The following is a 24073-nucleotide window of genomic DNA, read 5'->3' as shown; positions in this document are numbered from 1 at the left end:
CCATCATTAATTTTCGGCGACATAGACGGCTTGGGACTCGGCGCATCGACCGGTCTCCGCAATCTCTTCTGCTTTGAGCCGGATCAGCTCCAGCAGTTCAAGCTTCAGTGCCTGCTTCGCCTCGTCCCTCGGCATACGCATGAAGCGCGATAGATCGTCGATCACCTGTTCAAAAAAATCGATAATTCGCAGCTTGGCGACTTGGTCTCCGCGCCCGGCCGCTTGCACTAGAAGGCGGAGCTGCTCATTTGACGGCGGAGCGCCGCGACCGCTCGTTGTTTGCATTTGTTCACCGCCTGTTGCGTAATGCCCAGTTCGCGCGATACTTCGCGCTCTGTCTTCCCGTCCACGATCAGCTTCTGCATGACGGCTCTGCTCGGATACGATGGAATCGCCAGCAGCACTTCCTGCACGAAAATCATCGATATCGCCTGATCCGCAGGCTCGCTAATCTCGGTGCGATCCGCAGCGGCGATCGCGAGCTCCCGGTTGATTCGGGATCGATTGCGATATTGCATGCGCCAGGCAGCCCGCGTCAGACGCTGTCTGAACTCAGCGAACAATGCCGACTCGTCCTCCATATCCATCCTCCTTTTTAAATCGCACCGTATTTCCTTCTCACTTATGTAGGAGCCTGACATTCCCATTATACAACCAGAAAAAGAACATTTGTTCGCTTTATTTTTTATTAAAATAATGGGACTCAAGGTCGAATTTGTTCGCCCATTCGCGGAGTTTGTCGAAACAATTCTAGCGCTATCAACGTCTAATCAATAGAATCGGGAGGGATTAAGAAATGAAAATAGGAAGATGGCTGATCGCGGGCGCCGTCGTCGCGGTCGTTATATGGAAAGCGGACGATATTATAGGTACGGATAAGCAGCAAAGCGCGGCGCCTCCGGCCGTCACGGAGAGCGCATCTGCCTCGTCCTCGGCAGGTTCCGGGGATTCGAGCACGAACGATGGGACGGAAAGCCCTGAACCTTCGGCTACGCCAACGTCTGAACATGCTTCGCCCTCGTCTTCCGGGGATGCAGCGTCCTCCGGTTCGCCGGCAGCTACGCCCGAAGCGTCCGAGAAACCTTCGAATGCCGCCGATGAGTCCGAAGATAGCGGCGATTCGGACAGCTTGAGCGCGCTGCTTCAGCTGAATGCGCCGGACAAGACGATCGAAGTCGGCAAAAACGGCGTAGCCACCGTGACGAATCCGGAGAGCATGCTGGTTCTGGTCAATAAGAAGCGGGAGCTCTCCTCCACTTATGCGCCGGACGACCTGGTCAAGCCGGATGTCGAATTTTCATTTTCCGGCGATTCTCCCAAACAGAAAATGAGGAAGACCGCTGCGAGCGCGCTTGAAAAGCTGTTCGCAGGCGCGCAAAAAGACGGAATCACGTTAAAGGCCGTCTCCGGTTATCGATCCTATGCGACCCAAAAGTCGATCTTCAGCCGCAACGCGGATTTGAAAGGCGAAGAAGTCGCGAACCGGACGAGCGCGAGACCCGGACAAAGCGAGCACCAAACCGGCCTCGCGATGGACGTCTCCAGCGCAAGCGCGAACTACGAGCTCGAGCCCAAATTCGGAGATACGAAAGAAGGCAAATGGCTGGCCGCGCACTGCGCAGAATACGGCTTCATCATCCGGTTCCTCAATGGGGAAGAGGACGTGACCGGTTACTCGTACGAGCCTTGGCACGTACGCTACGTCGGCAAGGAAGCAGCCAAACAAATTATGAAGCAAGGCGTCACGCTCGAGGCCTATCTCGAAGCCGCCGCCAACGGCGCGACCAAAGCCTAACTTAAATCCGAAGAGAACGCTCGCGCTCGCGGGCGTTCTTTTGCTTTGAATAGAAAAAACGTGCCACTAACTGCGAACGAACACATTTGAACGCTATCCCCTTCGAACAGGGACTAAGCAACTTTTATCGCATTTAAACATTATCCCCTTCTGACAGGACCAGTGCAATGTTACCACCTTTAATCGATATCCCTTTCGAACAGGGAGAGTGCGATTTTACCACATTTAAACGTTATCCCCTTCCAACAGGACAGTGCGACTTTACCGCATTTAAACGGTATCCCCTTCAATCAGGGAAAAATGCGAAGCTAACGGATTCATAGATCTCGTTGCCCACACCTGCGCCGATCACACTGCAAATAAGATAAGATTAAGTCCAAGGTTCCCTTTCGCGAGTATATATATGTACGCAGTCGTTTCGATAAACACAGGTGAATCCTAATCAATCGAAATCAAATTCCCTGACCGAAGGGGATACTAATCAAACGGTGGAAGCCATCCTGCTCAGCAAGTAGATAAATCTCCCCATCTTTTCCTACTCCCTGAGCGAAAGGGATATCGTTTAAATGCTGGAAACTGCCTTTCTCTGCTGGTCGGCAAACTACCAACTTCGGATCCCCCCCACTACCTGAGCGAAAGGGATACTGTTTAAATGGTTGAGGTCCCCATTCCGCATCGGGTGTGTGGCCGCTCCTCCCTCAGCGCGTCCCCCTCCCCTGATCGAAGGGGATATCGTTTAAACGGTAAAAGCTGTCCTGTCCATCGGCGCGCAGCCTTCGTTGAAAAAGCAAAAAGCTCCGCTAAAGGAAGCGGAGCTAAATCCAATGCTAGTATGATCAGCCTTGCAGCAGCAGCGTTTCCGGATCTTCGAGCATTTCCTTTACGGCGACCAGGAAGCGGACGGCTTCGGCGCCGTCGACGATGCGGTGATCGTAGGAAAGCGCGATGTACATCATCGGGCGGATCGCGATCTCGGTGTTGTTGTTAACCGCGATCGGACGGTGCTGGATCTTGTGCATGCCCAGGATGCCGACCTGCGGTGCATTCAGGATCGGCGTAGAGAGCAGCGATCCGAATACGCCGCCGTTCGTGATCGTGAACGTACCGCCTTGCAGGTCGGACAGCGCAAGCGAATTGTTGCGCGCTTTGACGGCCAGATCGGCGATGGAGCGTTCGATCTCGGCGAAACTCAGGCGATCCGCGTCGCGAACGACCGGTACGACCAAGCCTTCCTTCGCGGATACGGCGATGCCGATATCGTAAAATTGCTTGGCAATGATGTCGTCGCCGTCAATCTCGGCGTTCAGCAACGGGTATTGCTTCAGGGCGCCAACGACCGCTTTCGTGAAGAAGGACATGAAGCCGAGATTGACTTCGTTCTTTTCTTTGAAAGCATCCTTGCGGCGCTTGCGGACGTCCAGAATCGCGCTCATGTCGACTTCGTTGAAGGTCGTGAGCATCGCAGCCGTATGCTGCGCTTCGACGAGACGCGTCGCGATCGTCTGGCGGCGGCGGGACATCTTCTTGCGCTCGTAAGGCTTGGCCGATTGGAAAGCCGGTACGGTCGGCGCTTTAGCCGCAGGTGCGGCCGGAGCAGCTGCAGGCGCAGAAGCGGCGGGCTGGGAGCCGGCGGCACGAACATCCTCGGGATAAATGCGGCCGAGGGGATCGCGGGCAGGCGTCTGGCTCAGATCGATGCCTTGCTCGCGAGCGAGCTTGCGGGCTGCCGGCGTCGCCGGCGGCTGCGCCGCTGCGCCAGCGGAAGACGCGGCAGGCGCTGGAGCCGGCGCCGCAGGGGCAGGCGCCGAAGCGGCAGAAGCCGGTGCTGGCGCGGCAATCGGCGCTTCAACCTGCGCAGCCGGCGCGGGAGCGGCGGCGCCGCCCTCGCCTTCGGCAATGCGGCCGATGACTTGGCCGATCTGCACGGTGTCGCCTTCGCCGAACAGCAGCTCGGTGACGACGCCCGCTTGCTCGGCGCTGATCTCCAGGTTTACTTTGTCAGTCTCGAGTTCGAGCAGCAGATCGCCCTGGCTTACTTTGTCGCCTGCTTTGACGGCCCATCTCGAGATGGTGCCTTCCGTAATCGATTCGCCCATTGCCGGTACTAAAATATCTGCCACTGCGGCTTACCTCCCCAGATTGTGAGTCAACGTCGGACTCTGCTTCAAAGATTGCGTCACGATATAATTCTGCTCGTCCGCGTGTACGTCCGCAAACCCGGTAGCGGGGCTTGCACGGTCCGGACGGCCGATATACTCGACTTCCGCGCCGGACGGCGCGATCTCGCGGATGCGGGATTCCATAAACGTCCAGGCACCCATATTGCGAGGCTCTTCTTGCGTCCAGACGACTTCCTTGAGTTTCGGGAAGCGAGCGAACACCTTCTTGATCTCCTCGGCAGGGAACGGATACAGCTGTTCTACGCGAACGATGTGCAGCCAGTCCTTGTTGTCCTTGTCCTTGGACAGCGCATCCTCCAAGTCGATGGCGACCTTGCCCGAGCACAGAACGATACGTTCGACGCGGTCCGGCTTGGCGCCAAGACCAGCTTGCTCGACAATCGTCTTGAAGCCGCCGTCTGCGAGCTCAACGGCCGGCGAAGCGGCGCGCGGATTGCGAAGCAGGCTCTTCGGCGTCATGATCACGAGCGGCTTGGCTTCGTCCGTGCCCGTGATCGACGCCTGGCGGCGAAGCAGATGGAAATACTGCGCGGCGCTTGACAAGTTCGCGACCGTCCAGTTGTCCTCCGCGGACAGCTGCAGGAAGCGCTCAAGGCGGGCGCTGGAGTGCTCAGGGCCCCGTCCTTCGTAGCTGTGCGGCAGCAGCATGACCAGGCTCGAACGCTCGGACCATTTGGCTCGGCCGGACGAGATGAACTGATCGATCAGCACCTGGGCGACGTTCGCGAAGACGCCGAATTGCGCTTCCCAGATCACCATCGTCTCGGGCGAATACACGTTGTAGCCGTATTCGAAGCCGAGAACCGCCGATTCGGACAGCGGGCTGTTGTGCAGCGCAAAGGAGGCCTTCGCTTGCGGCAGCGCGTGCATCGGGCAGAACGTGTCTCCGGTCTCTACGTCGTGCAGCACCAGGTTGCGCTGCGCAAACGTCGCGGTCTCGGCGTCCTGACCGGACATCCGGATCGCGCGGCCGTCGGCAAGAATCGACGCGAACGCCAGCGTCTCCGCATGGCTCCAGTCGATTTTCTCGCCGTCGTTCAAGGCGCTCGAACGACGCTCCAGTATTTTCTGAAGCTTCGGATACAGCTTGAATCCTTCGGGCCACTTGAGCAGCTCGGCGTTCAATTCCCGGAGCTCGGACAGCGTGATGCGTCTAGGAGCGACGATCGATGCCGACTGCTGATCGACCGCCTGAGACTGAGGACCCTCGTGATGATCCTCGAGCGTCTTCATTTCCTCATAAGCGTCCTTGAATACTTTAAGCACGGCGCTTTTGATTTCTTCGAACTGCGCGTCGGTCAGCTTGCCTTCCTTGACGAGACGGTTCGCGTACACGCGGCTAACACCCGGATGCGCCTTGACCTTCTTGTATACGGTCGGCTGCGTCGGCTCGGGATCGAGCGTCTCGTTGTGGCCGTGGCGGCGGAAGCCGATCAAGTCGATCAGGAAGTCCTTCTTGAAGCGCTGGCGATATTCGACCGCCATATGCGCTACGGCGATCACGGCTTCGGGATCGTCGGCATTAACGTGAACGATCGGAATCTCGAAGCCCTTGGCCGGGTCGCTCGAATACTGGGTCGAACGCGAATCGACGCTGTCGGTCGTAAACCCGATCTTGTTGTTTACGATAATATGAATCGTGCCGCCGATGCCGTAGGCGCGCAGCGAGCTCAGATTCATCGTCTCGGTGACGATGCCTTCGCCAGGGAAAGCTGCGTCGCCGTGCATGACGATCGAAGCGGCCGCTTCGACGTTCTGCTTCGGATAACCGCGCACCGTACGATCGTCCTGCGCAGCGCGGGCGAAGCCCTGCACGACCGGGTTGACGTACTCGAGGTGGCTCGGATTGTTCGCGAGCACGATGCGGGTCTCGCCGCCGCGCGCGTTCTTCATGACATGACGGGCGCCCAGATGGTACTTCACGTCCCCGGTACCGCCCGGTTCGAACGTGAAGGTCCCTTCTGTCGGCGACTTCTTGCCGCTCGCTGCCGAATGCTGGAATTCGGCAAAGATCTTCGTCAACGGCTTCTGCAAAATATGGGCAAGCACGTTCAGGCGGCCGCGATGCGCCATGCCGATCGCGATGTCGCTGACGCCTTCGCCGGCTAGATCGTTCACCATGCGGTCGACCATGGCGATCAATGCGTCGTTGCCTTCGACGGAGAAGCGCTTGACGCCGATAAACGTCTTCTGCAGGAAGTCCTCGAACAGCTCGGCTTCAAGCAGGCGCTTGAGCAGGGCGGCGCGCTCTTCGGGGCTCAGCTGCAGAGAAGGCACCCGCTGCTCCGCATATTCGTTCAACCATCTGCGTTCGTCCTCGTCCGCGACATGGCTGAATTCGTACGCGATCGTCCCGCCGTAAACTTCCTTCAGCCTGACGATCGCCTCGGCTCCGTTCGACACGCCTGCCGGCGCGCCTTCCCAGACAAGATCCGCAGGCAGCCCAGCCAGCTCCGCATAAGTCAGTCCGTAAGTCTCGGGCTCCAATACTTTGGTCGATACGGCCGGACCGATTCCCAGCGGATCGATGTCGGCAGCCAGATGCCCGTACGTTCTGACATTCCATACGAGCTTGCCAGCGACGACCGCGTTGCGAAGCTGACGCGCATCCACACCGACAGCCGCACCCGGCGTCGAAGCGGCTGGGCTCCGAACCGAGCGCGGCGGTTCGCCCCACGCTTTGAATTGTTCGCGATATTCCTGCGCGACCGATTCAGGGTCGCGAAGATACAGTTCATATTGCTCTTCGATGTAGCCAAGGTTCGGGCCGTAATACTTCGCCCATGGGTTCTGATGGTCTTGCTCGCCATTAGCCATTTGTGTGATCCCTCGGTCTTCTATAAAAGTTGATTATCGAACATAACGGTATTGCTTATCCTCCATGATTATAAAGCATTTGTTTGCGACATTAAAATAATGATTTCCTATCGTTATGATCTCAAATTGAGAACGTTCGCCAACAAAAGCGCACATGATGCTCAGTATGTCGCTTGTACAGGAGAATTATCCCTGGACCCGCACGATGTCGGGCGATTTGACCGTCAAGATGTCCACAAAAAGAAAGCCCGGATACGCCGACCTGAGGTCGCGCGTCTCCGGGCAAAACGCGGGCCGCAATTAAAGGCTCAGCCAGCGTTTGAACATATGCTTGGTCGTGTCGCGATTGATCGCCGCGATCGACGTCGTGAGCGGAATGCCCTTCGGGCAGGAACGCACGCAGTTTTGCGAGTTGCCGCAGCCTTCGATGCCGCTCTCGTCCTCCATGAGCGCTTCGAGACGCTCGTGCGCGTTCATCTCGCCCGTCGGGTGCGCATTGAACAAGCGTACCTGCGAGATCGGCGCCGGGCCGATGAAGCTCGAACGGTCGTTGACGTTCGGGCAAGCCTCGAGGCAAACGCCGCATGTCATGCACTTGGACAGCTCGTACGCCCATTGGCGCTTCGTCTCGGCCATCCGCGGGCCCGGTCCGAGATCGTACGTGCCGTCGATCGGGATCCATGCCTTAACCTTCTTCAGCGCGTTGAACATGCGTTCGCGGTTGATGACCAGGTCGCGAACAACCGGAAACGTGGACATCGGCTCGACGCGAACCGGCTGCTCGAGCTTGTCGATGAGCGCGGAGCATGCCTGGCGCGGCTTGCCGTTGATGATCATGGAGCAGGCGCCGCACACTTCCTCGAGGCAGTTCGACTCCCAGACGACCGGCGTCGTCTTGGAGCCGTCCGCCTTGACGGGATTGCGCTGAATCTCCATCAGCGCACTGATGACGTTCATGTTCGGACGGTACGGAATCTCGAACTCTTCTGTATAGGGAGCGGCGTCCGGCTTTTCCTGACGCTTGATGATAAATTTGACGGTGCGCTTGGCGGTCGCGGTAGCAGTATCTGCCATCGGTTAGCCCTCCTTCTTTTTGTTCGAGGAGTAGTCGCGAATCCGCGGCTTGATCAGGGACGTATCGACGTCCTCGTACGAGATCTGCGGGCCCTCGGACGTCCAGGTCGCCTTGGTCGTCTTCAGGAACTCCTCGTCGTTGCGGTCCGGGAACTCGGGCTTGTAATGCGCGCCGCGGCTCTCGTTGCGCAGCAGTGCGCCTACCGTCATCGCCTCGGCCAGCTCCAGCATGTTCCACAGCTGGCGCGTGAAGGCGACGCCGGCATTGTTCCAGCGGGCCGTATCGTTGATGTTGATCTTGGTATAACGCTGCTTGAGCTCCTTGATCTTGCCGATCGTCTGTTCGAGACGGTCGTTGAAGCGGACGACGGTCATGTTGTTCGTCATCCATTCGCCCAGTTCCTTGTGGATGACGTAGGCGTTCTCGCTGCCGTCCATCTTGAGAATGGACTCGTATTTGTTCGCCTGCTTCGAACGCTCGCGCTCGAAGATGGACTCGGCGACGTCGTCGGCTGACTTTTTGAGACCCTTGATATATTCGACGGCCTTCGGTCCGGTCACCATGCCGCCGAAGATGGCCGACAGGAGCGAGTTCGCGCCCAGACGGTTCGCACCGTGGTATTGATAGTCGACTTCGCCGCAGGCGAACAGGCCGGGAACGTTGGTCATCTGGTTGTAGTCGACCCACAGTCCGCCCATCGAGTAGTGAACCGCCGGGAAAATCTTCATCGGGATCTTCCGCGGATCGTCGCCCGTGAACTTCTCGTAAATCTCGATGATGCCGCCGAGCTTGACGTCAAGCTCCTTCGGATCCTTGTGCGACAGGTCGAGGAACACCTTGTTCTCGCCGTCGATGCCGAGCTTCTGGTCGACGCAGACGGAGAAGATCTCGCGCGTCGCGATATCGCGGGGCACCAGGTTACCGTAGGCCGGATACTTTTCCTCGAGAAAATACCACGGCTTGCCGTCCTTGTACGTCCAGATGCGTCCGCCTTCGCCGCGCGCGGATTCGCTCATGAGGCGGTTCTTGTCGTCGCCTGGAATGGCCGTCGGGTGAATCTGGATGAATTCGCCGTTGGCGTAATGGACGCCCTGCTGGTACACCGCGCTCGCAGCCGTGCCCGTATTGATGACCGAGTTGGTCGTCTTGCCGAAAATGATGCCCGGGCCGCCGGTCGCCAGAATGACCGCATCGCCGCGGAACGTGACCGTGTCCATCGAACGCAGGTCCTGCGCGGCGATGCCGCGGCAGACGCCGTCATCGTCGATGACGACGGACGTGAATTCCCAGTGCTCGAACTTCTGGACGAGACCCGCCACTTCCCAGCGGCGGACCTGCTCGTCCAGCGCGTACAGCAGCTGCTGGCCGGTCGTCGCGCCCGCGAACGCGGTGCGGTGGTATTGCGTGCCGCCGAACCGGCGGAAGTCGAGCAAGCCTTCCGGCGTGCGGCTGAACATAACGCCCATCCGGTCCATCAGGTGGATGATGCCCGGCGCCGCTTCGCACATCGCCTTGACCGGCGGCTGGTTCGCCAGGAAGTCGCCGCCGTATACCGTATCGTCAAAGTGCTCCCATGGGGAGTCGCCTTCGCCCTTCGTGTTAACCGCTCCGTTGATGCCGCCCTGGGCGCATACGGAGTGGGACCGCTTGACCGGCACGAGCGAGAACAGATCGACCCGCATGCCGGCTTCCGCCGCCTTGACCGTCGCCATCAGACCCGCGAGTCCGCCGCCGACGACAATGATTTTCTGATTAGCCATTGCTGATTCTCCCTCCGATCAACCTAACAAACCGACGACAGCCGTCTGCGCCGCCGCGAACTCATCGCTGCGGAACGCGAACAGCGACAGCAGGAACAGCACGGCGACAATCGCGAAGATGCCCATGCAGATGTTCGAGGATACCCGCTGCGCGCGCGGACCGACCGTGATGCCCCAGGACACCAAGAAAGCCCACAGGCCGTTGGCGAAGTGGAAGACGGCGGCGAGGACCGCGATAAAGTAAATCGTGAAGTAGACGGGCTGCGTCACGATATCGTGCATGTGCTGACCGATCTCTTCGTTGGTCGTATTGCCGAGCGCAACCTGCACGCGCGTCTGCCAGATGTGCCAGGCGACGAATACGAACGTGATGACGCCGGTGATGCGCTGGAGCGCGAACGCCCAGTTGCGCCCGTAGCTGTACCGGCCCGTGCTGTAATTCGACGTGAAGGCGAGATACAGGCCGTAGACGCCGTGGAACAGAATCGGCAGCCAGATGACGAACAGCTCGAGGAAAAAAATGAGCGGCAGGTCATGCAAGCCCTTGACGCTGTCGACGAAGCCCTCCTTGCCGCCCTCGAACGCGGAGTAATTCGTCAGGGCGTGTTCGATGATGAACAATCCGAGCGGAATCACACCCAAGAGCGAATGAATCTTGCGCGCGTAAAACGAGTTTCCTTTCATAACGTTGAGCGTTCTCCTTTCGATCCGTGCGTTGTCACGAATTCTTCACGGTTTATAGGTTACTCCATTTTCGCTTATAATGGAACTGCTTATTTATTATTAAAACTTATAACGAATCGACATAAGCGAGAAAAATAGGCGAAGGAGCCGTCCACATGCTGGAAGATATGAGAGTTTTCGCAACCGTCGTCGAGCAAAGCAGCCTAAACCGGGCGGCGGAAAGGCTGAACGTCACACAGCCCGCGTTATCGCGCAGAATCGCGCGTCTGGAGCGAGAGCTCGGCGTCGACCTGTTCCGGCGCATCGGCAAGCGGCTTGAGCTGACCGCCGCCGGGCAATTCACCTACGAGTTCGCCCTCGAGCTGCGCAGGTTCCACGGCGACTACTTGCAGCGGCTCAATGCGTTCAAGACGGCCGAGGCGCCCGTCGCGACGATCGGCGCGAGTCTCACCACGCTGCAGACGACGCTGCCCGAGCTGATCACGGCCATGACGGAAAAGCATCCGAACCTCGAGATCAAAGCCGTCACCGGCAAAACGCACGAAATCGCGACGCTCGTCAAAGAGCGAAAAGTCGACTTCGGCCTCGTCGCCTCCTCGGTCGAGGACGATCCGTCGATTACGAGCACGCCGCTTTTCGACGATACGGTCGTCCTGGTGCTGCCCCGCTCGCACTTTATCGTCGAACGCACGCAGCTGTCGATGAGCGACCTGAACGGGCTCCCGATGATTCTGTTCGCCCCCGGCACCTGGTACCGCAACCTGACGGACGAGCTGTTCCGACAGTACGGCGTCAAGCCGGACGTCCGCATGGAGATCGACTCGTTCGAAGCGATCGTTCGCCTGCTCGGCGCGAGCCGCTCCGGCACGATGCTGCCCAAATCGTATCTGCGCCCGCAAATGCTCAACGACAACGATCTGTATGTCGTCCGCATCCGGGAGCTCGAGGAGTTCAAGCGCACGACCTCCCTCATTTACGGCGATCTCGCCTGGCTCGCGCCTTCGACGCGCTATTTAATCGAAGAGACGATCGCGCTGTTCGGCAGGGGCAGCCGCCAGAGCTAGCCGCCGGAGCGGTCGGGAGAACGGTCCGGAGAGCGCCGGGACAAACTTTCATTTTTCTCATCTTCCTCCGGCTTTTCCCGCGAGGCCGCACATGAAGGATGAGAGCGTCTCTCAGATATCCTCGGATATCCAATGGTGGCGCCCATTACCACTTAACCCGGTTCAAGGGATCGTGCTACGCTAGGCGCAAGATTTTTTCGAACCGGAGGGTGAATACATATGCGTTTTCGATTGGGAATGAGAGCCGCCGCACTCGCGCTCGGCGCCGCCTTGCTGCTGCCCGCGGCCGCTTCGTACGCGGCCACAACCTACACGGCTACGGACGCGGATACGTTCTGGGCGCTGTCCAAGAAGTTCGACGTTCCTTTGCAAAAGCTGATGAGCTTCAATCCGAATGTCGATCCGAAAAATATATACGCCGGCCTCAAACTGTCGATCCCCGCGCCGGCGACGACTGCCGTGACGGCCAAGTCCGCGTCGGCCAAGACGGTTCAACCTGCCGCTGCCTCGCAAGCGGCCAAGCTCGTGAAGACCGTCTCGGGCGAATCTCTGCCCTACGCGACGGCCATCCAGATGAAGGCGACCGCGTACTCCGCCTCCATCGAGGAGAACGCCTGGGGCCCCGTCGATTATTTCGGGAACCCGCTGAAGCTGGGAACAATCGCCGTCGATCCGAAGGTCATCCCGCTCGGCACCAAAGTATACATTACGGGCTACTCCCACGACGGGCTCCCCGCGGGCGGCATGTTCGCCGTCGCCAGGGATTCGGGCAGCGCCATCAAGGGCAACCGAATCGACATTTTCGTGCCGGGCTCCCGGGATAAAGCGAGCAAGTTCGGCTACCAATACGTCAATCTGTACGTGCTTGATTAGTCCGGATGCGCCCAGACCGCAGCCGCCTTCGAGGGAAGGCGGCTGCGGTTTTATTTTTGCGACAGCGCCTTTCCCTGTAACGGGGGAGCAGCCAAGCCTTGCTCAAGCCCGGTTCGGTCTGCGCTCCGGAATATGCAGCAGTTCCGGCACCGTGACCAGCTCATACCCTTTGGCGCGAAGCTGGTCGATCAGTTGCGGCAGGGCGTTCACCGTGCCGAACAGGTTCTGGCCGGCGCCGCCTCCCGCATGCATAAGTATGATCGAGCCGGGGCGCAGCCCCTTGAGCGCGTTGCGCAGCACGAGGCCCGACGGAATTTGCCGCCAATCCTGGGAATCGACGTCCCAATTGACGACCGTATAGCCCCGCGACTTCGCCCAATCCAGTTGGGCGGGTCCGATGTCGCCGTATGGCGGCCTGATCATCGCAGGCTCGAAGCCCGTGGTTTCCTTGATCTTCGCCCCGGTCCGCTCGATCTCTCGCCTCACTTGTCCCAAACTCAACTTGGGCAATTCAGGATGCGAATACGTATGGTTGCCCACCGCATGTCCCTCGTTCACGATTCTTCTCACCAGGCCGGGGTGCTTGGCCGCCCGGCTGCCGACGACAAAAAAAGTGGCGTGCACCCGTTTGCGCTTCAGCACGTTCAGCACGAGCGGCGTATATCTCGGATCGGGCACGTCGTCGAAGGTCAGCGCTACGCGCCGCCCGCCCGAAGACGAGGCGCGCAGCACGAATACGCCCCTGTACCGGCGCTGCAGGTCGGACCAGCTCACCGGCGCCGATGCAGGCTTGGTCGCCTTCGAGGCGGACGCGGCTACAGCAGGCTGGCGCTGCGTCTCTACCGCATCTCCTGTCTTCGCCGGCACGAGTACCGTCCCGGCGAGCATCAGGCTCGCCGCAAGCGCGGCCAGCCATCGCTTCCGTCGTTGCTGCATCATTTTCACACTCACTCCTGTCGCTGAACGGCACTGCCGTTAGCGTGAGCGAATGCAGCCCATATCATACCTTTCCCGCCTTTATTGGCCGATCGCGTCCTGGAACGCCTCGATCTGCTCGTTCGTGCCGATGACGACCATGACGTCGCCTTCGGCAAGCGTATCCGTCGCGGTCGGCGCGACGATCATGCCCTTCGGCTTGTTCAGCGCCACGATGCTGCAGCCATACCGGCCGCGCGGGTTTGTCTCTTCGATCGACTTGCCGGCCAGGCATGCCGGCACGCCCAGCTCCGCGATCGTATACTTGTCCGACAGCTCGATATAATCGAGCAGGTTCGGCGACACGAGCTGATGCGCGACCCGGATGCCCATATCCCGCTCGGGGTAGATGACGCGGTCCACGTCCATCCGCTCGAGCACGCGTCCGTGCAGCTCGGACACCGCTTTGGCGACGACTTTTTTAACGCCCAATTCCTTCAGCAGAATGGCCGCCAATATGCTCGCCTGCACGTCGTCCCCGATCGCGACGACGCCGCAGTCGAAGTTGCGCGCGCCGATCGAGCGCAGCGTGTCCTCGTCCGTCGCGTCCGCGACGACCGCATGGGTCAGGATGCCGCTCATCTCCTGCACCTTCTCCTCGTCGCGGTCGACGCCGAGCACCTCGTAGCCGAGCTCGATCAGTTCCTGGCCGATGCTGGCCCCGAACCGTCCGAGGCCGATGATGACGAATTGATTCATTTTCATGATGGCACTTCCACTTCGCTTTCGTTATCCGATGATGATCTTGCCTTCCGCTTCCCTGTAGAGCACCTTGTCCCGCTTCGGCACGAGCGCGTAGCCTAGCGTCAGCGGCCCCAGCCTGCCGGCGAACATCATGAGCATGATGACGATCTTGCCGAACAGGCTCAGATCGCTCGTGAGGCCCAGCGACAATCCGACCGTGCCGAAGGCCGACACCACCTCGAACAATATCATGAGGAAATGATGGTCCTCCGTCGTCGACAGGACCATCGTCGCCGCAAGCACCAGCGCCAAGGCGAGAAGCGTAAGCGTCAACGCCTTATATACGCGCTCTTGCGCCAGGCGGTAGCGGAACATGACGACGTCCTCGCGGCCGCGGATGATCGCCCATACCGCGCCGAGCAGCGCCGCGAACGTCGTCGTCTTGATCCCGCCACCGGTCGACCCCGGAGAGGCGCCGATGAACATGAGGATGATGATAAAAAACTGCGTCGCCTGCCGCAAATCCGCAAGGTTCAACGAATTCACGCCGGCCGTGCGGGGACTGACCGACTGCATGAACGCGGTTAAAATCTTAGTACCCGGATTCAGCGGTCCCATCGTGCCGGGATTCGCGTACTCGAAGGCGAGCACGACGACCGCGCCGAACAGGATCAGGGAGCCCGACATCGTCAGCACGACCTTGGAGTGCAGGGACAGCCGCCGACCGCTTCGGAGATCCGTCAGGTCCGACAGCACCACGAAGCCGAGGCCGCCGACGACGATAAGCGCCATGCTCACTAGATTGACCCAGGGATCGCCCGCGTAGCCGGTCAGGCTTCTGAAGCCGCCCATCAGGTCGAAGCCCGCATTGTTGAAAAAGGATACCGCATGAAAAACGCCGTAGTATATCGCTCGGCCTGGACTCATATGTGTAAGAAAGCGAAGCGTGAGCAGAACCGCTCCGGCCGCTTCGATCGTCAGCGCGTACAGCACGACGCGGCGGACGAGCCGGACGATGCCTTCGATGCTGCTCTGATTGAGCGCCTCCTGAAGGATCAGCCGTTCCTTGAGCGAGATGCGCCTTTTCAGAAAAATCGCGAACAGCGTCGCCATCGACATGAAGCCGAGGCCGCCGATCTGGATCATCGTCAGGATGACGAGCTGTCCGAATACGGAGTAGTGATCGCCCGTGTCTACGACGACCAATCCGGTGACGCAAGTCGCGGAGGTGGCCGTAAAAAGCGCGTCGATGTAGCGTGTCTGCTCGCCGCTGCTCGAAGCGGCCGGCAGTTGCAGCAGGAACGAGCCGAGCCCGATGATGAAGGCGAAGCCGATCGCCAGCGTCCGAGGCGGGGAAGCGACCAGCCAGTCGAATATTTTTTTGCCCAAATCGCTCTCCTCCTTCGCCGCCGATCCGATTTACCCGATAATGATGCGTCCCTCGGCGTGCCTGTAGAGCGTGCGCCCGGACTTGGAGCCCAGCGCGTACGTCATCGTCAAAGGACCGAGACGACCGATGAACATGAGGACGATGATGAGAATCTGGCCGAACGCGGACAGATCTCCTGTGATTCCGGCCGACAGGCCCACCGTCGCATAGGCGGACATGACCTCGAACAGAATGACCAGGAACGCTTGCTCCTCGGTAATCGAGAGGATCATGACGGACGTGATCACGATGGCCAGCGACAGCATCGTAACCGTGATCGCGCGGTTCACCTTCGTCCGTTCGATGCGCAGCCCGAGGAGCACGACGTCGGTGCGGCCGCGGAGCATCGCCCAGACGGCAGCAGCGAGCACCGCAAAAGCGGTCGTCTTGATGCCGCCGCCGGTGGAGCCCGGCGAAGCGCCGACGAACATGAGCAGCACCATCGCGAACTGCGTCGCGTCCCTGAGGGAGCCGATGTCGACCGTGCTGACGCCGGCGGAGCGGGTGGATACGGACTGCAGCGCGGCGGCGAGCAGCTTGTCGCCGAAGGATAACGGTCCCAGCGTGCTCTCGTTCGTGTATTCGAAGATCAGGATCGTGACCGTGCCGAGCACGATGAGGAACGCCGACACCCAGAGCACGACTTTGGAATGGTAGGACAGCTTGCGGCGCGTCCGCAGCTCGACGAGGTCGGACAGCACGACGAAGCCGACGCCGCCGAGCACGATGAGCACGATCGCCAAGATGTTCATATAGGGATCCCCGACATAGCCGGCCATGCTCCGGAAGTCGCCGAACAGATCGAAGCCGCCGTTGTTGAAAAAGGATACGCTATGGTACACGCCATAATAGAGCGCCTGCCGGAAATGCATCTCGTGCATGAAGCGAAAGGTAAAGAGCAGCGCGCCGACCGCTTCGATGCAAAGCGCGTAAATAAGAACGCGCTTCACCAGTCGCACGATGCCTTCGAGGCTGCCCTGGTTCATCGCCTCCTGCAGCACGAGACGGTCCTTCAGCGAGAGACGGCGCCCGGCGAAAAACGCGAACAGCGTGCCCATCGTCATGAAGCCGAGTCCGCCGAGCTGCACGAGGATCAGAATGACCCATCGGCCGAAAACGGAGAAATATCCGACCGTATCCAGTCTGGCAAGACCGGTCACGCAAGTCGCGGAGCTGGATACGAACAACGCCTCGAGCCACGGCGTCGGCTGGCCGGACACCGTGGAGATCGGGAGTCTGAGCAGGAGCGCGCCAAGCGCGATGATGACCGCGAACCCGATCGTAAGCACGCGGGGCGGGGAAGCATAAAGCCAGCCGATCGTTTTTCTAAGCAAAGTACGAATCACCTCGTGTCGGCACGATGGAAAAAGCGCGCAAAAAAAGACACTGGAGCTCCAGTGCCTTGGCGCACGGCGGTCCTGTCTGGCAGCCTACGAGGTTAGCTGACGGGTTCGGGCCAGAACAGGCTGCCCTATCCGGCGCCTGGCGCGCGGAATTCACCCCGGAATGCTTAAGTGGTTCCCCCGTTTTCTTTGCGGAAATTCGGCTGGGTAGTATGATGGAGACATGTTTGTCGGGTTTCCATAAAAAACAGTACACCGCATTATAGTCTGTCCGATTGGTACGCACAACAGCAGAAATGCGAAAAATCGCCTTGTATGAGGATATACGGACGTTATTAGGCCGTGTAACAGCTTTTTTACGGGGATTCTAACTCTTTCTCTTGTTTTGGCTCCAATTCCTATCGATAATAAGCGAAAGGATTAGCTATTACGGTTAAAAAGACGATGTATACGCTTTTTCAGATCAATTCGGAATCGGAGTGGATAATTTGAGATCATCCAGATGGGCTGTCGCCGCGGGAATCGGCCTTCTTATCTTCCTGTTCATGCAAGTATTGCCTGCGATCGCGCCGGCTATAAAAGGCGATTCCGATACGATCGGTCGGGGAGAGGCGAAGCGGATCGCCCTTGTTTACGCCTCCGCGCACTGGGGAACGGATCTCGGCGAAGGGTCGGAGGCGACGATTACACATGTGGGCGACGATCGGATGGCTGCCTATATGACCAAGCACAAGCTCACCGACGCGTACGACCGCGATTGGGATGCGCGCTACCCGACGGACGTCTATGCGGTCGATCTTCACGCGGCCGACGGCAGCGTCGATCGCGTCTCGGTCCATATGGAGTCGGGCGAGGTCGTCGCCTGGGCGCGCATCGGCGCTGCGAGGACCGATGTGGACAAAGCGGCGGCACGCGACGTAGCGGCGCGAACCTCCGAGGCGCTCGCCTGGCTCAAGACGCAGCCGGGCTTCGACGCTTCGGCCTGGGAGCCGGTGGGCAGCTTGACGGAAGGTGGCTCCGTCATCCTCCAGAGCCGAAAGACCGGCTTGTCGGACGCCCATGTGCAGCTGCTCGTGCAGCCCGACAAGGTGCTGACCTACCGGTACGCGCTGCCCGAGTCGTTCGCGGACGAGATCGCGAAGCAGCGCAAGCTCGCCGACAAGCTGTCGATGACCGGCTTCCTGCTGCCGCAAATCGTCATGTTCGTGCTCGCCGTCATTTACGCCGCCGCTTGCCGAGGATGGACATCGTTTAAGCGCGGGCTGTTCCTGTCTGCCGCCTTCTTCGTTATGTACGCCGGGTTCATGTTTAACCTGCGTCCGGGACTGCGCGCCTCTTCGGCCGGCATGAACGCGATCGCATCGGAGAGCGACGTGACGGCGCTGCTCGTGACGAATGTCGTTATTTTATTCATACAGTCGCTGCTCACCTACTTCGCCGCCGTCGGCGGCGACGGCCTGTGGCGTTCAATGGGCCGCTCCCTTTGGCCGCGCTGGCAGGATGCCAACTACGGCAGCAAGGTCAAGACCGCCATGAAGCAGGGCTACATGCTGGCTGTCATTCTGCTTGGCACCCAGAGCGTCGTGCTGACCGGACTCGGCCTTTTGCTCGGCACCTACTACGGCTCCGATCCCAGCCAGTCCGCCTACAATATGTATCATCCCTGGCTGCTGCCGCTGCTGGCCTGGTGCGCCGGCATCTCCGAGGAGCTCCAGACCCGGTTCTTCGGCATCGGCCTCGTTCGCAAGTGGCTCGGCGCGCTCAGCCGATCCAACCCGGGCGCCGATGTTTCGGGCAGCGGTGCGCGATCAGGCTCCCCGCTGCTGTCCCGCGTACTCACCTCGATCGCGGTGCTGCCAGCCACGGCCGTATGGGCGTTCGGCCATGTCGGCTATGCCGTTTATCCGTGGCAGACACGGTTCATCGAACTGATGATCATCGGGGCTTTGTTCGCCTGGTTTATGCTGCGATTCGGCCTGCTGACCGTCATTTTCGCCCATGTCGTGCTCGACTCGACGCTCATGTCCGTCCAGATGCTGTCGGACGGACTGTCGTCGGACAATATAGCAGGCTTCGTCAGCGTCCTGCTGCCTGCGGCCATCGCGCTGCTGATCGCCTGGGTACACGACAGACGGCGCGGCGTTGCGGTTTCCGCCCCCGATTACTCGCGTTAGATCGTTCGCCGGCCTTTTAGGTCCAAGGCTGCACGCTCAGCCTTGTCTTGATCGACTTCCGCCGTTCCAGACGGATGTGCATCACCAAATCGGCGAATAAGAAGGGCACGGCTGCCGCAAAAAATACGCCCCCTAGCTTGAGCGCCGACATCAGGACTTGAATCGCGTCGCTCATCACGGCGAACCGGACCTGCTCCCGCAGGTCCGGCGTATTGCTGATCAGCGTAATGCCGTATGCCCCCTTTTTCTCGACGGAAAAACGATACTGCGGCCGGCCTTTCATCCGCTTTTCAATATAGGCGTCCGACGTATCCTTCGCCAAGTCCAGGGAAGACCTTCCGTCGTCCACCATCGCAATCACCCGATCGAACAAGGGAGCGGCCGGAGTGCCGCCATTCGAAGCGCCGATCGATTCATAATAAATTTCATATTCGCCCGGCTTTAATTGAACGACGGTTTTGGCGTTCAGGGCCACATATTCGCGGTCGTGGAAATTGGAGAAGAAGGCGTAAGCGCCCGTCAACAAGCCGGTGAAGAGGAGGCAACCGGCGAGAATCAAAAACGAGAATTGACGGAGAAAGGCTGACATAACGGAACTCCTCTGGAATCGATTGTTGGCGCCGGAAAAATGCATATTATTGGTAGTATAGCTTAATCCTCCATGGGCATGCAGCAATTTTTTGTTGCGGTGCGCGATGGGTGTAAACGCGAAAAAGGCAGTCGCGCATGAGAACCATCGCTCTCCTGCGCCTGCCTTCGTCTTCCATGGCGGCTCGTTATTGATCGGCGGAACGGTGCAAGCGCTGCAGCTCATCCAGCAGCAAGTTCCTCGTGACCGGATCGTCGAAGTTCCACCTGCTGTCCATCGCGTGCACTTGTCCGTTTTTGACGGCAGGCAGCGACTTCCACAGGGTGCTCGTGAACAGCGCCTCCGCTTGCGCTTTGGTCTCGTCTGCTTCGTCCTTCAACATATACAACTCGTCGCCGATGTAGTCCGGCATCACCTCAACCGATATCTCGGCAAAGCGCTCGTCGGCATCGATCAGCGATTGGACTTTGGCCGGCGGCGCATATCCGAGCGCGTCGTACAACGAGACGGATAAGCCTTGGTGGCCCATGACATACATCGACTTGCCCATCAAGAGCACCACGGTGGCCGACTTGCCCTGCCTGCCCTTTTGCGCCAGCAGTTCCTTCGTCTGCTTCACTTTCTCGTCGTAAGCCGCTATGTATTCGTCCGCAGCCGATTTCTTGCCCAGCACGCCCGCGATCTCAAGCATGCGGTCGAAGCCGCCGTTTTCCGCAATGACGACGGTCGGCGCAATCTTCTCGAGCGGCGGCAAGCCCTGATCGTCCCAGTCGTTAAAAAGAATGAGGTCCGGGTCCTGCGCCGTCACCTTCTCCAGGTTAGCGGGATAGCCGACGTCCGCGATTCCTTCAAGCTGGTCGCCGTAAGCGACCTGGCTGCCGACGACGCTCAAGCTTGCCCCAATCGGCTTGACGCCCAAGGCCAGTAGATCGCCGGGATCGCTGCCGACGTAGACGATGCGCTGCGGATCGGTCGGAATCTCGACCTCGCGGCCTTTGGCGTCGGTGATTTTTCGGGTCGCGGCGGAAGACGAGGGAGAAGCTGCCGGCGAAGCGGATGGCTTGTCGCTGCCTTCCGACGAGAATGCAGAAGCAGTTGAAGCTGCACCCGGCGATCCGTTTTTGTCGGCATTGCTCCCGCATGCGCTCAATAGAACGAGCAAGATCAGCAAACTTACGTACAATAACTTTTGATTAGTTCGCAAATCAAAAACCCCCGCCATCTATCGATAATGATAATCGTTATCAATATAAACGGAAAGAGCAGTGGCGTCAACTCCTGATTTGCCAAAATATCGACTGTCCAACATTAGCTTCTCTTCACGAACAACGCTTGGCCTATTTTTTTGGATCAGTCTCGCTGTTGCAAACCCTCGACTGAAAATAAAACGGCAAAAAGCAGAGGACGCCTCTGCTTTTTGCCGTTAAACGCTTCTACACCGAGGGCGCCGAAGGCTCAGCCGCGGCGGCCTCGCCGCCTTCTTCCTCGTTCAATGCGGCCAATATGCGCCCGGCCAATGCTTCTCCGATGGAGACGGCCTTGAAGTCGGCCACTGTCGCTTCGCGGATCGCCTTGAGCGAGCCGAAGTGCTTGAGCAGCTGCTTGCGGCGCTTCTCGCCGATGCCCGGGATGGCGTCGAGCCTGGAGGCGATCATCGACTTGCCCCGCTTCTCGCGGTGGAAGGTGATCGCAAAGCGGTGCACCTCGTCTTGAATGCGCTGCAGCAGGTAAAACTCCTGGCTGTCGCGCGGCAGCGGCACGATCTCCGCCGGATCGCCGACGAGCAGCTGCGCGGTGCGGTGCTTGGCGTCCTTGGCGAGGCCGCACACCGGCACGAACAGGCCCAGCTCGTTGTGCAGCACGTCGATCGCCGCGCCGATCTGGCCCCGGCCGCCGTCGATGACGATCAGGTCCGGCAGCGGCAGCCCTTCCTTGAGCACGCGCTCGTAGCGGCGGCGCACGACCTCGCGCATCGTCTCGTAGTCGTCCGGCCCGGTGACGGTACGGACGTTGTACTTGCGGTATTCCTTGCGATCGGGCTTGCCGTCGGTGAAGACGACCATCGCGGACACGGGCGACGCGCCCTGCATATTGGAGTTGTCGAACGCCTCGATGCGATGCGCCGACGGGATGCCGAGCCACTCGGCAAGTCCCTCGGACGCCTTGACGCTCCGCGCCTGGTCGCGCTCGATCATGCGGAACTTCTCCTCCAGCGCGACCTTGGCGTTGTCCGCGGCCATCGCGACCAGGTGGCGCTTGGAGCCGCGCTTCGGCACCGACACCTTGATCTTCAGCCAGCTGCGCAGCGATTCGCCGAGCTCGCCGCCCGATTCGTCGTCAGCGGCACCCGCGGCAGCCTCAGCGCCCGCTTGAGCCGCGCCGGCCTCCTCGGATGCGTCGGCTTCCTCGGACGCGTCGGCTGACGCCGCGACGCGCTCGATCAGCGCGTCGTTCAGCTTGCCGCCGGCTGCGATGCCGCCAGCGCCTTCCGCAGCGGCCGCAGGCGCGCTGTCCGCGTCCGCAGCTTCGCCCGGCGTCACGGGCAGCAGCACCTCGCGCGGCAAAGCCGGATTTTCCGAGTAATATTGGGCAACATAGGTCATGAAGTCCTCATAAGCTTCCCCGTAATAAGGAAACACGGATACGTGCCGCTGAATCATCTTGCCCTGGCGCATGTACAGAATCTGCACGCACATCCAGCCTTTGTCCACGGCGTAGCCGAACACGTCGCGGTCCTTGGCGTCGGTCATCGTGATCTTCTGCTTTTCCATGAGCGATTCGATCGCCTGGATCTGGTCGCGGTACTCGCGCGCGCGCTCGAACTCGAGGTCGCCTGCGGCCGCCTCCATTTTGCGCTGAAGCTCCCGCTTGATGTCGCCGTGCCCGCCGTTCAAAAACCGCGTCACCTCGGCCACCATTCGCTCGTATTCGGACGGCTCGACCGGGTACTCGCACGGCGCGACGCACTGCCCGAGATGATAGTAGAGACATACTTTGTCCGGCAGCGTATTGCACTTGCGGAGCGGATACAGCCGGTCGAGCAGCTTCTTCGTCTCCTGCGCTGCGAAGGCGTTGGGGTACGGACCGAAGTATCTCCCCTTGTCCTTGAGCACCCGGCGGACGACTTCGAGCTTCGGATGCTTCTCGCTCGTGATCTTGATATAAGGAAAGGACTTGTCGTCCTTGAGCAGCACGTTGTAACGGGGCATATGCTCCTTGATCAGGTTGCACTCGAGGATGAGCGCCTCCATATTGCTGCCGGTGACGATGTACTCAAAGTCGCGGATCTCGCTCACGAGCCGCTGCGTCTTCCCGTTGTGGCTGCCGATGAAGTACGAGCGCACCCGATTTTTCAGCACCTTGGCCTTGCCGACGTAGATGATGACGCCCTCCGCGTTTTTCATCAGATAGCAGCCGGGCTGGTCCGGCAGCAGCGCGAGTTTGTTGCGTATATGTTCGGCCGTCTGCTCGCGGCTCGGCAGCGGCGGATTGGCTTGGACGTCCATGAAGATATTGCGCCTCCCGAAAATAAATGAGTTCGGCGGATGACGATCGCCCGATGCGATCATGTGATCCCGTATTTTCTATTGTACCACAGAAGAAAAGAGTTTCTTTACAAGCGTTTGCGAAGTTGGGTATACTAACGGTAATGACTTGTTTCAGGAGGATTTCCCCATGGACAATTATGTACAAGATCCGCGCCAGCACGTGAACGAAGAACCCCGCGACGACCTGCAGGATCTCGTATTCGGCTTCGGCGGCATGTTCGGCTTCATGTTCCTCGTGTTCCTGATCGCCGTGATCATCAAGCAGGTAATTTCCTAAATCTCAATTGAATCGGATTCGACGAAGCACCCGTTCCTATTTGGAACCGGGTGCTTCTTAGCTTACTTGCAAAAATAAATCCCCTCCCGTTGCCGGAAGGGGCTGCTGCGGACGCCTACTGCATGCGCGCCCAATCGAAGCCGATTGCGCGCAGGAAGGCGCGGGCAATCAACATATGTCCGGTCCAGTTCGGATGCACGCGATCGGAGGCGAGCGCCGTCGGATGCACATGCTCGAGCAGCGGCGCAAAGGCCGCCTGCGTATCCACGAAAAGCGCGCCGACGCGCTCCGCCACCCGCCGTGCCGCGAGGCCGTATTCGTCCATCCGGCGACGCATGCCGTCTGCGGCGTTAGGCTCGATATAAAACGGCGTCATGATGACAAGCCCTTTTAAACCGGCAGGCACCGATCTCGCCAGCCTCTCCAGCTTCGTCTCGTATTCTTCCAGCGGCACATGAGATTCCGGAATGGTGGGCTGATCGAACTGGCGCCATACATCGTTAATGCCAATCATAATCGACAACCAGTCTGGCGCAAGTTCCAGGACGTCCGTCTGCCACCTTTTCTCGAGATCCCGGACGGTATTGCCCCCGATCCCCATGTTGGTGACGCGGATCGACAGCTCCGGATACGCGGTCTGCAGCAGGGTGTCCACCAGCGCTACATAGCCTTTGCCGACACCTTGAAACAGCCCTTCGCCATGCGGAAATCTACGTTCGCAGTCTGTGATGGAATCGCCGATCATGACAAGCCTTTGTCCCGAAGTCAGCTTCATATGCACATTCTCCTGTCTCTACTAGGAATAG

General features: G+C 59.6%; 20 protein-coding genes and 1 riboswitch. Of the genes, 5 read left to right on the top strand and 15 right to left on the bottom strand.

Going from position 1 to position 24073, the window contains the following annotated elements; all coding sequences use genetic code 11:
* Positions 1-6 precede the first annotated feature (6 nt).
* Both KVT38_RS02740 and KVT38_RS02735 read right to left on the bottom strand, forming a co-directional pair.
* Positions 7-228: a hypothetical protein gene (locus KVT38_RS02740; RefSeq protein WP_217592159.1), complete on the bottom strand. Its 222-nt coding sequence runs from the start codon at positions 226-228 to the stop codon at positions 7-9.
* Complete coding sequence (locus KVT38_RS02735) at positions 228-581, bottom strand: sigma-70 RNA polymerase sigma factor region 4 domain-containing protein (RefSeq protein ID WP_217592158.1); 354 nt, start codon at positions 579-581, stop codon at positions 228-230. The genes KVT38_RS02740 and KVT38_RS02735 overlap by 1 nt, the downstream gene beginning before the upstream one ends.
* Positions 582-796: 215 nt before the next feature.
* On the opposite strand from KVT38_RS02735, the gene KVT38_RS02730 reads away from it, so the two are divergent.
* Positions 797-1795 (top strand): M15 family metallopeptidase, encoded by a 999-nt coding sequence (locus KVT38_RS02730; protein ID WP_217592157.1) that lies wholly within the window; start codon positions 797-799, stop codon positions 1793-1795.
* Between the two features lie 836 nt (positions 1796-2631).
* On the opposite strand, the gene odhB is transcribed toward KVT38_RS02730, so the two are convergent.
* The 5 genes from odhB to KVT38_RS02705 form a co-directional block, all read right to left on the bottom strand.
* On the bottom strand, positions 2632-3915 hold the full coding sequence (gene odhB / locus KVT38_RS02725) for a 2-oxoglutarate dehydrogenase complex dihydrolipoyllysine-residue succinyltransferase (protein WP_217592156.1): 1284 nt from the start codon (positions 3913-3915) through the stop codon (positions 2632-2634).
* A 6-nt stretch (positions 3916-3921) separates the two neighbouring features.
* Entirely contained in the window at positions 3922-6792 is a 2871-nt protein-coding gene (locus KVT38_RS02720; protein WP_217592155.1) for a 2-oxoglutarate dehydrogenase E1 component, read from the bottom strand.
* A 300-nt stretch (positions 6793-7092) separates the two neighbouring features.
* Positions 7093-7866, bottom strand: a complete 774-nt coding sequence (gene sdhB / locus KVT38_RS02715; RefSeq protein WP_217592154.1) for a succinate dehydrogenase iron-sulfur subunit — start codon at positions 7864-7866, stop codon at positions 7093-7095.
* Between the two features lie 3 nt (positions 7867-7869).
* Positions 7870-9627 carry a succinate dehydrogenase flavoprotein subunit gene (gene sdhA, locus KVT38_RS02710; protein ID WP_217592153.1) on the bottom strand — a complete coding sequence of 586 codons (1758 nt, stop codon included), beginning with the start codon at positions 9625-9627 and terminating at the stop codon, positions 7870-7872.
* 18 nt (positions 9628-9645) lie between these two features.
* Entirely contained in the window at positions 9646-10311 is a 666-nt protein-coding gene (locus KVT38_RS02705; RefSeq protein WP_217592152.1) for a succinate dehydrogenase cytochrome b558 subunit, read from the bottom strand.
* Positions 10312-10466: 155 nt separating this feature from the next.
* Between KVT38_RS02705 and KVT38_RS02700 the strand changes: the two genes are divergently transcribed.
* Both KVT38_RS02700 and KVT38_RS02695 read left to right on the top strand, forming a co-directional pair.
* On the top strand, positions 10467-11375 hold the full coding sequence (locus KVT38_RS02700; protein WP_217592151.1) for a LysR family transcriptional regulator: 909 nt from the start codon (positions 10467-10469) through the stop codon (positions 11373-11375).
* A 219-nt stretch (positions 11376-11594) separates the two neighbouring features.
* On the top strand, positions 11595-12248 hold the full coding sequence (locus tag KVT38_RS02695; protein ID WP_254638931.1) for a 3D domain-containing protein: 654 nt from the start codon (positions 11595-11597) through the stop codon (positions 12246-12248).
* Positions 12249-12350: 102 nt separating this feature from the next.
* Here the strand turns inward: KVT38_RS02695 and KVT38_RS02690 are convergent, their stop codons facing one another.
* The 4 genes from KVT38_RS02690 to KVT38_RS02675 form a co-directional block, all read right to left on the bottom strand.
* Positions 12351-13187, bottom strand: coding sequence for a polysaccharide deacetylase family protein (locus tag KVT38_RS02690; protein ID WP_217592150.1), 837 nt, complete (start codon positions 13185-13187; stop codon positions 12351-12353).
* Positions 13188-13265: 78 nt separating this feature from the next.
* Entirely contained in the window at positions 13266-13928 is a 663-nt protein-coding gene (locus KVT38_RS02685; RefSeq protein WP_217592149.1) for a potassium channel family protein, read from the bottom strand.
* A gap of 24 nt (positions 13929-13952) precedes the next feature.
* The gene (locus KVT38_RS02680) at positions 13953-15296 is read right to left on the bottom strand and encodes a TrkH family potassium uptake protein (protein WP_217592148.1); all 1344 of its coding nucleotides are present in this window, start codon (positions 15294-15296) and stop codon (positions 13953-13955) included.
* 30 nt (positions 15297-15326) lie between these two features.
* On the bottom strand, positions 15327-16670 hold the full coding sequence (locus KVT38_RS02675) for a TrkH family potassium uptake protein (protein WP_217592147.1): 1344 nt from the start codon (positions 16668-16670) through the stop codon (positions 15327-15329).
* Between the two features lie 79 nt (positions 16671-16749).
* A riboswitch (cyclic di-AMP (ydaO/yuaA leader) is annotated at positions 16750-16894 on the bottom strand.
* A 273-nt stretch (positions 16895-17167) separates the two neighbouring features.
* On the opposite strand from KVT38_RS02675, the gene KVT38_RS02670 reads away from it, so the two are divergent.
* Positions 17168-18853: a CPBP family glutamic-type intramembrane protease gene (locus KVT38_RS02670; protein ID WP_217592146.1), complete on the top strand. Its 1686-nt coding sequence runs from the start codon at positions 17168-17170 to the stop codon at positions 18851-18853.
* Positions 18854-18869: 16 nt separating this feature from the next.
* Here the strand turns inward: KVT38_RS02670 and KVT38_RS02665 are convergent, their stop codons facing one another.
* The 3 genes from KVT38_RS02665 to uvrC all read right to left on the bottom strand — a co-directional run bounded on the left by KVT38_RS02665 (position 18870) and on the right by uvrC (position 22948).
* Positions 18870-19442, bottom strand: coding sequence for a hypothetical protein (locus tag KVT38_RS02665; protein WP_217592145.1), 573 nt, complete (start codon positions 19440-19442; stop codon positions 18870-18872).
* A 187-nt stretch (positions 19443-19629) separates the two neighbouring features.
* The gene (locus KVT38_RS02660) at positions 19630-20646 is read right to left on the bottom strand and encodes an ABC transporter substrate-binding protein (RefSeq protein WP_254638930.1); all 1017 of its coding nucleotides are present in this window, start codon (positions 20644-20646) and stop codon (positions 19630-19632) included.
* Between the two features lie 229 nt (positions 20647-20875).
* Entirely contained in the window at positions 20876-22948 is a 2073-nt protein-coding gene (gene uvrC, locus KVT38_RS02655; protein ID WP_217592143.1) for an excinuclease ABC subunit UvrC, read from the bottom strand.
* A 169-nt stretch (positions 22949-23117) separates the two neighbouring features.
* On the opposite strand from uvrC, the gene KVT38_RS02650 reads away from it, so the two are divergent.
* Complete coding sequence (locus KVT38_RS02650) at positions 23118-23267, top strand: YqzM family protein (protein WP_090110524.1); 150 nt, start codon at positions 23118-23120, stop codon at positions 23265-23267.
* A 115-nt stretch (positions 23268-23382) separates the two neighbouring features.
* Here the strand turns inward: KVT38_RS02650 and KVT38_RS02645 are convergent, their stop codons facing one another.
* Entirely contained in the window at positions 23383-24042 is a 660-nt protein-coding gene (locus KVT38_RS02645) for an SGNH/GDSL hydrolase family protein (RefSeq protein ID WP_217592142.1), read from the bottom strand.
* Positions 24043-24073: the final 31 nt, after the last annotated feature.

This window comes from Cohnella sp. GbtcB17, from assembly GCF_019091135.1.
GTDB lineage: Bacteria > Bacillota > Bacilli > Paenibacillales > Paenibacillaceae > Cohnella.
Note: the sequence above shows the minus strand (reverse complement) of the source record. Positions and strands in the feature narration are given on the sequence as shown.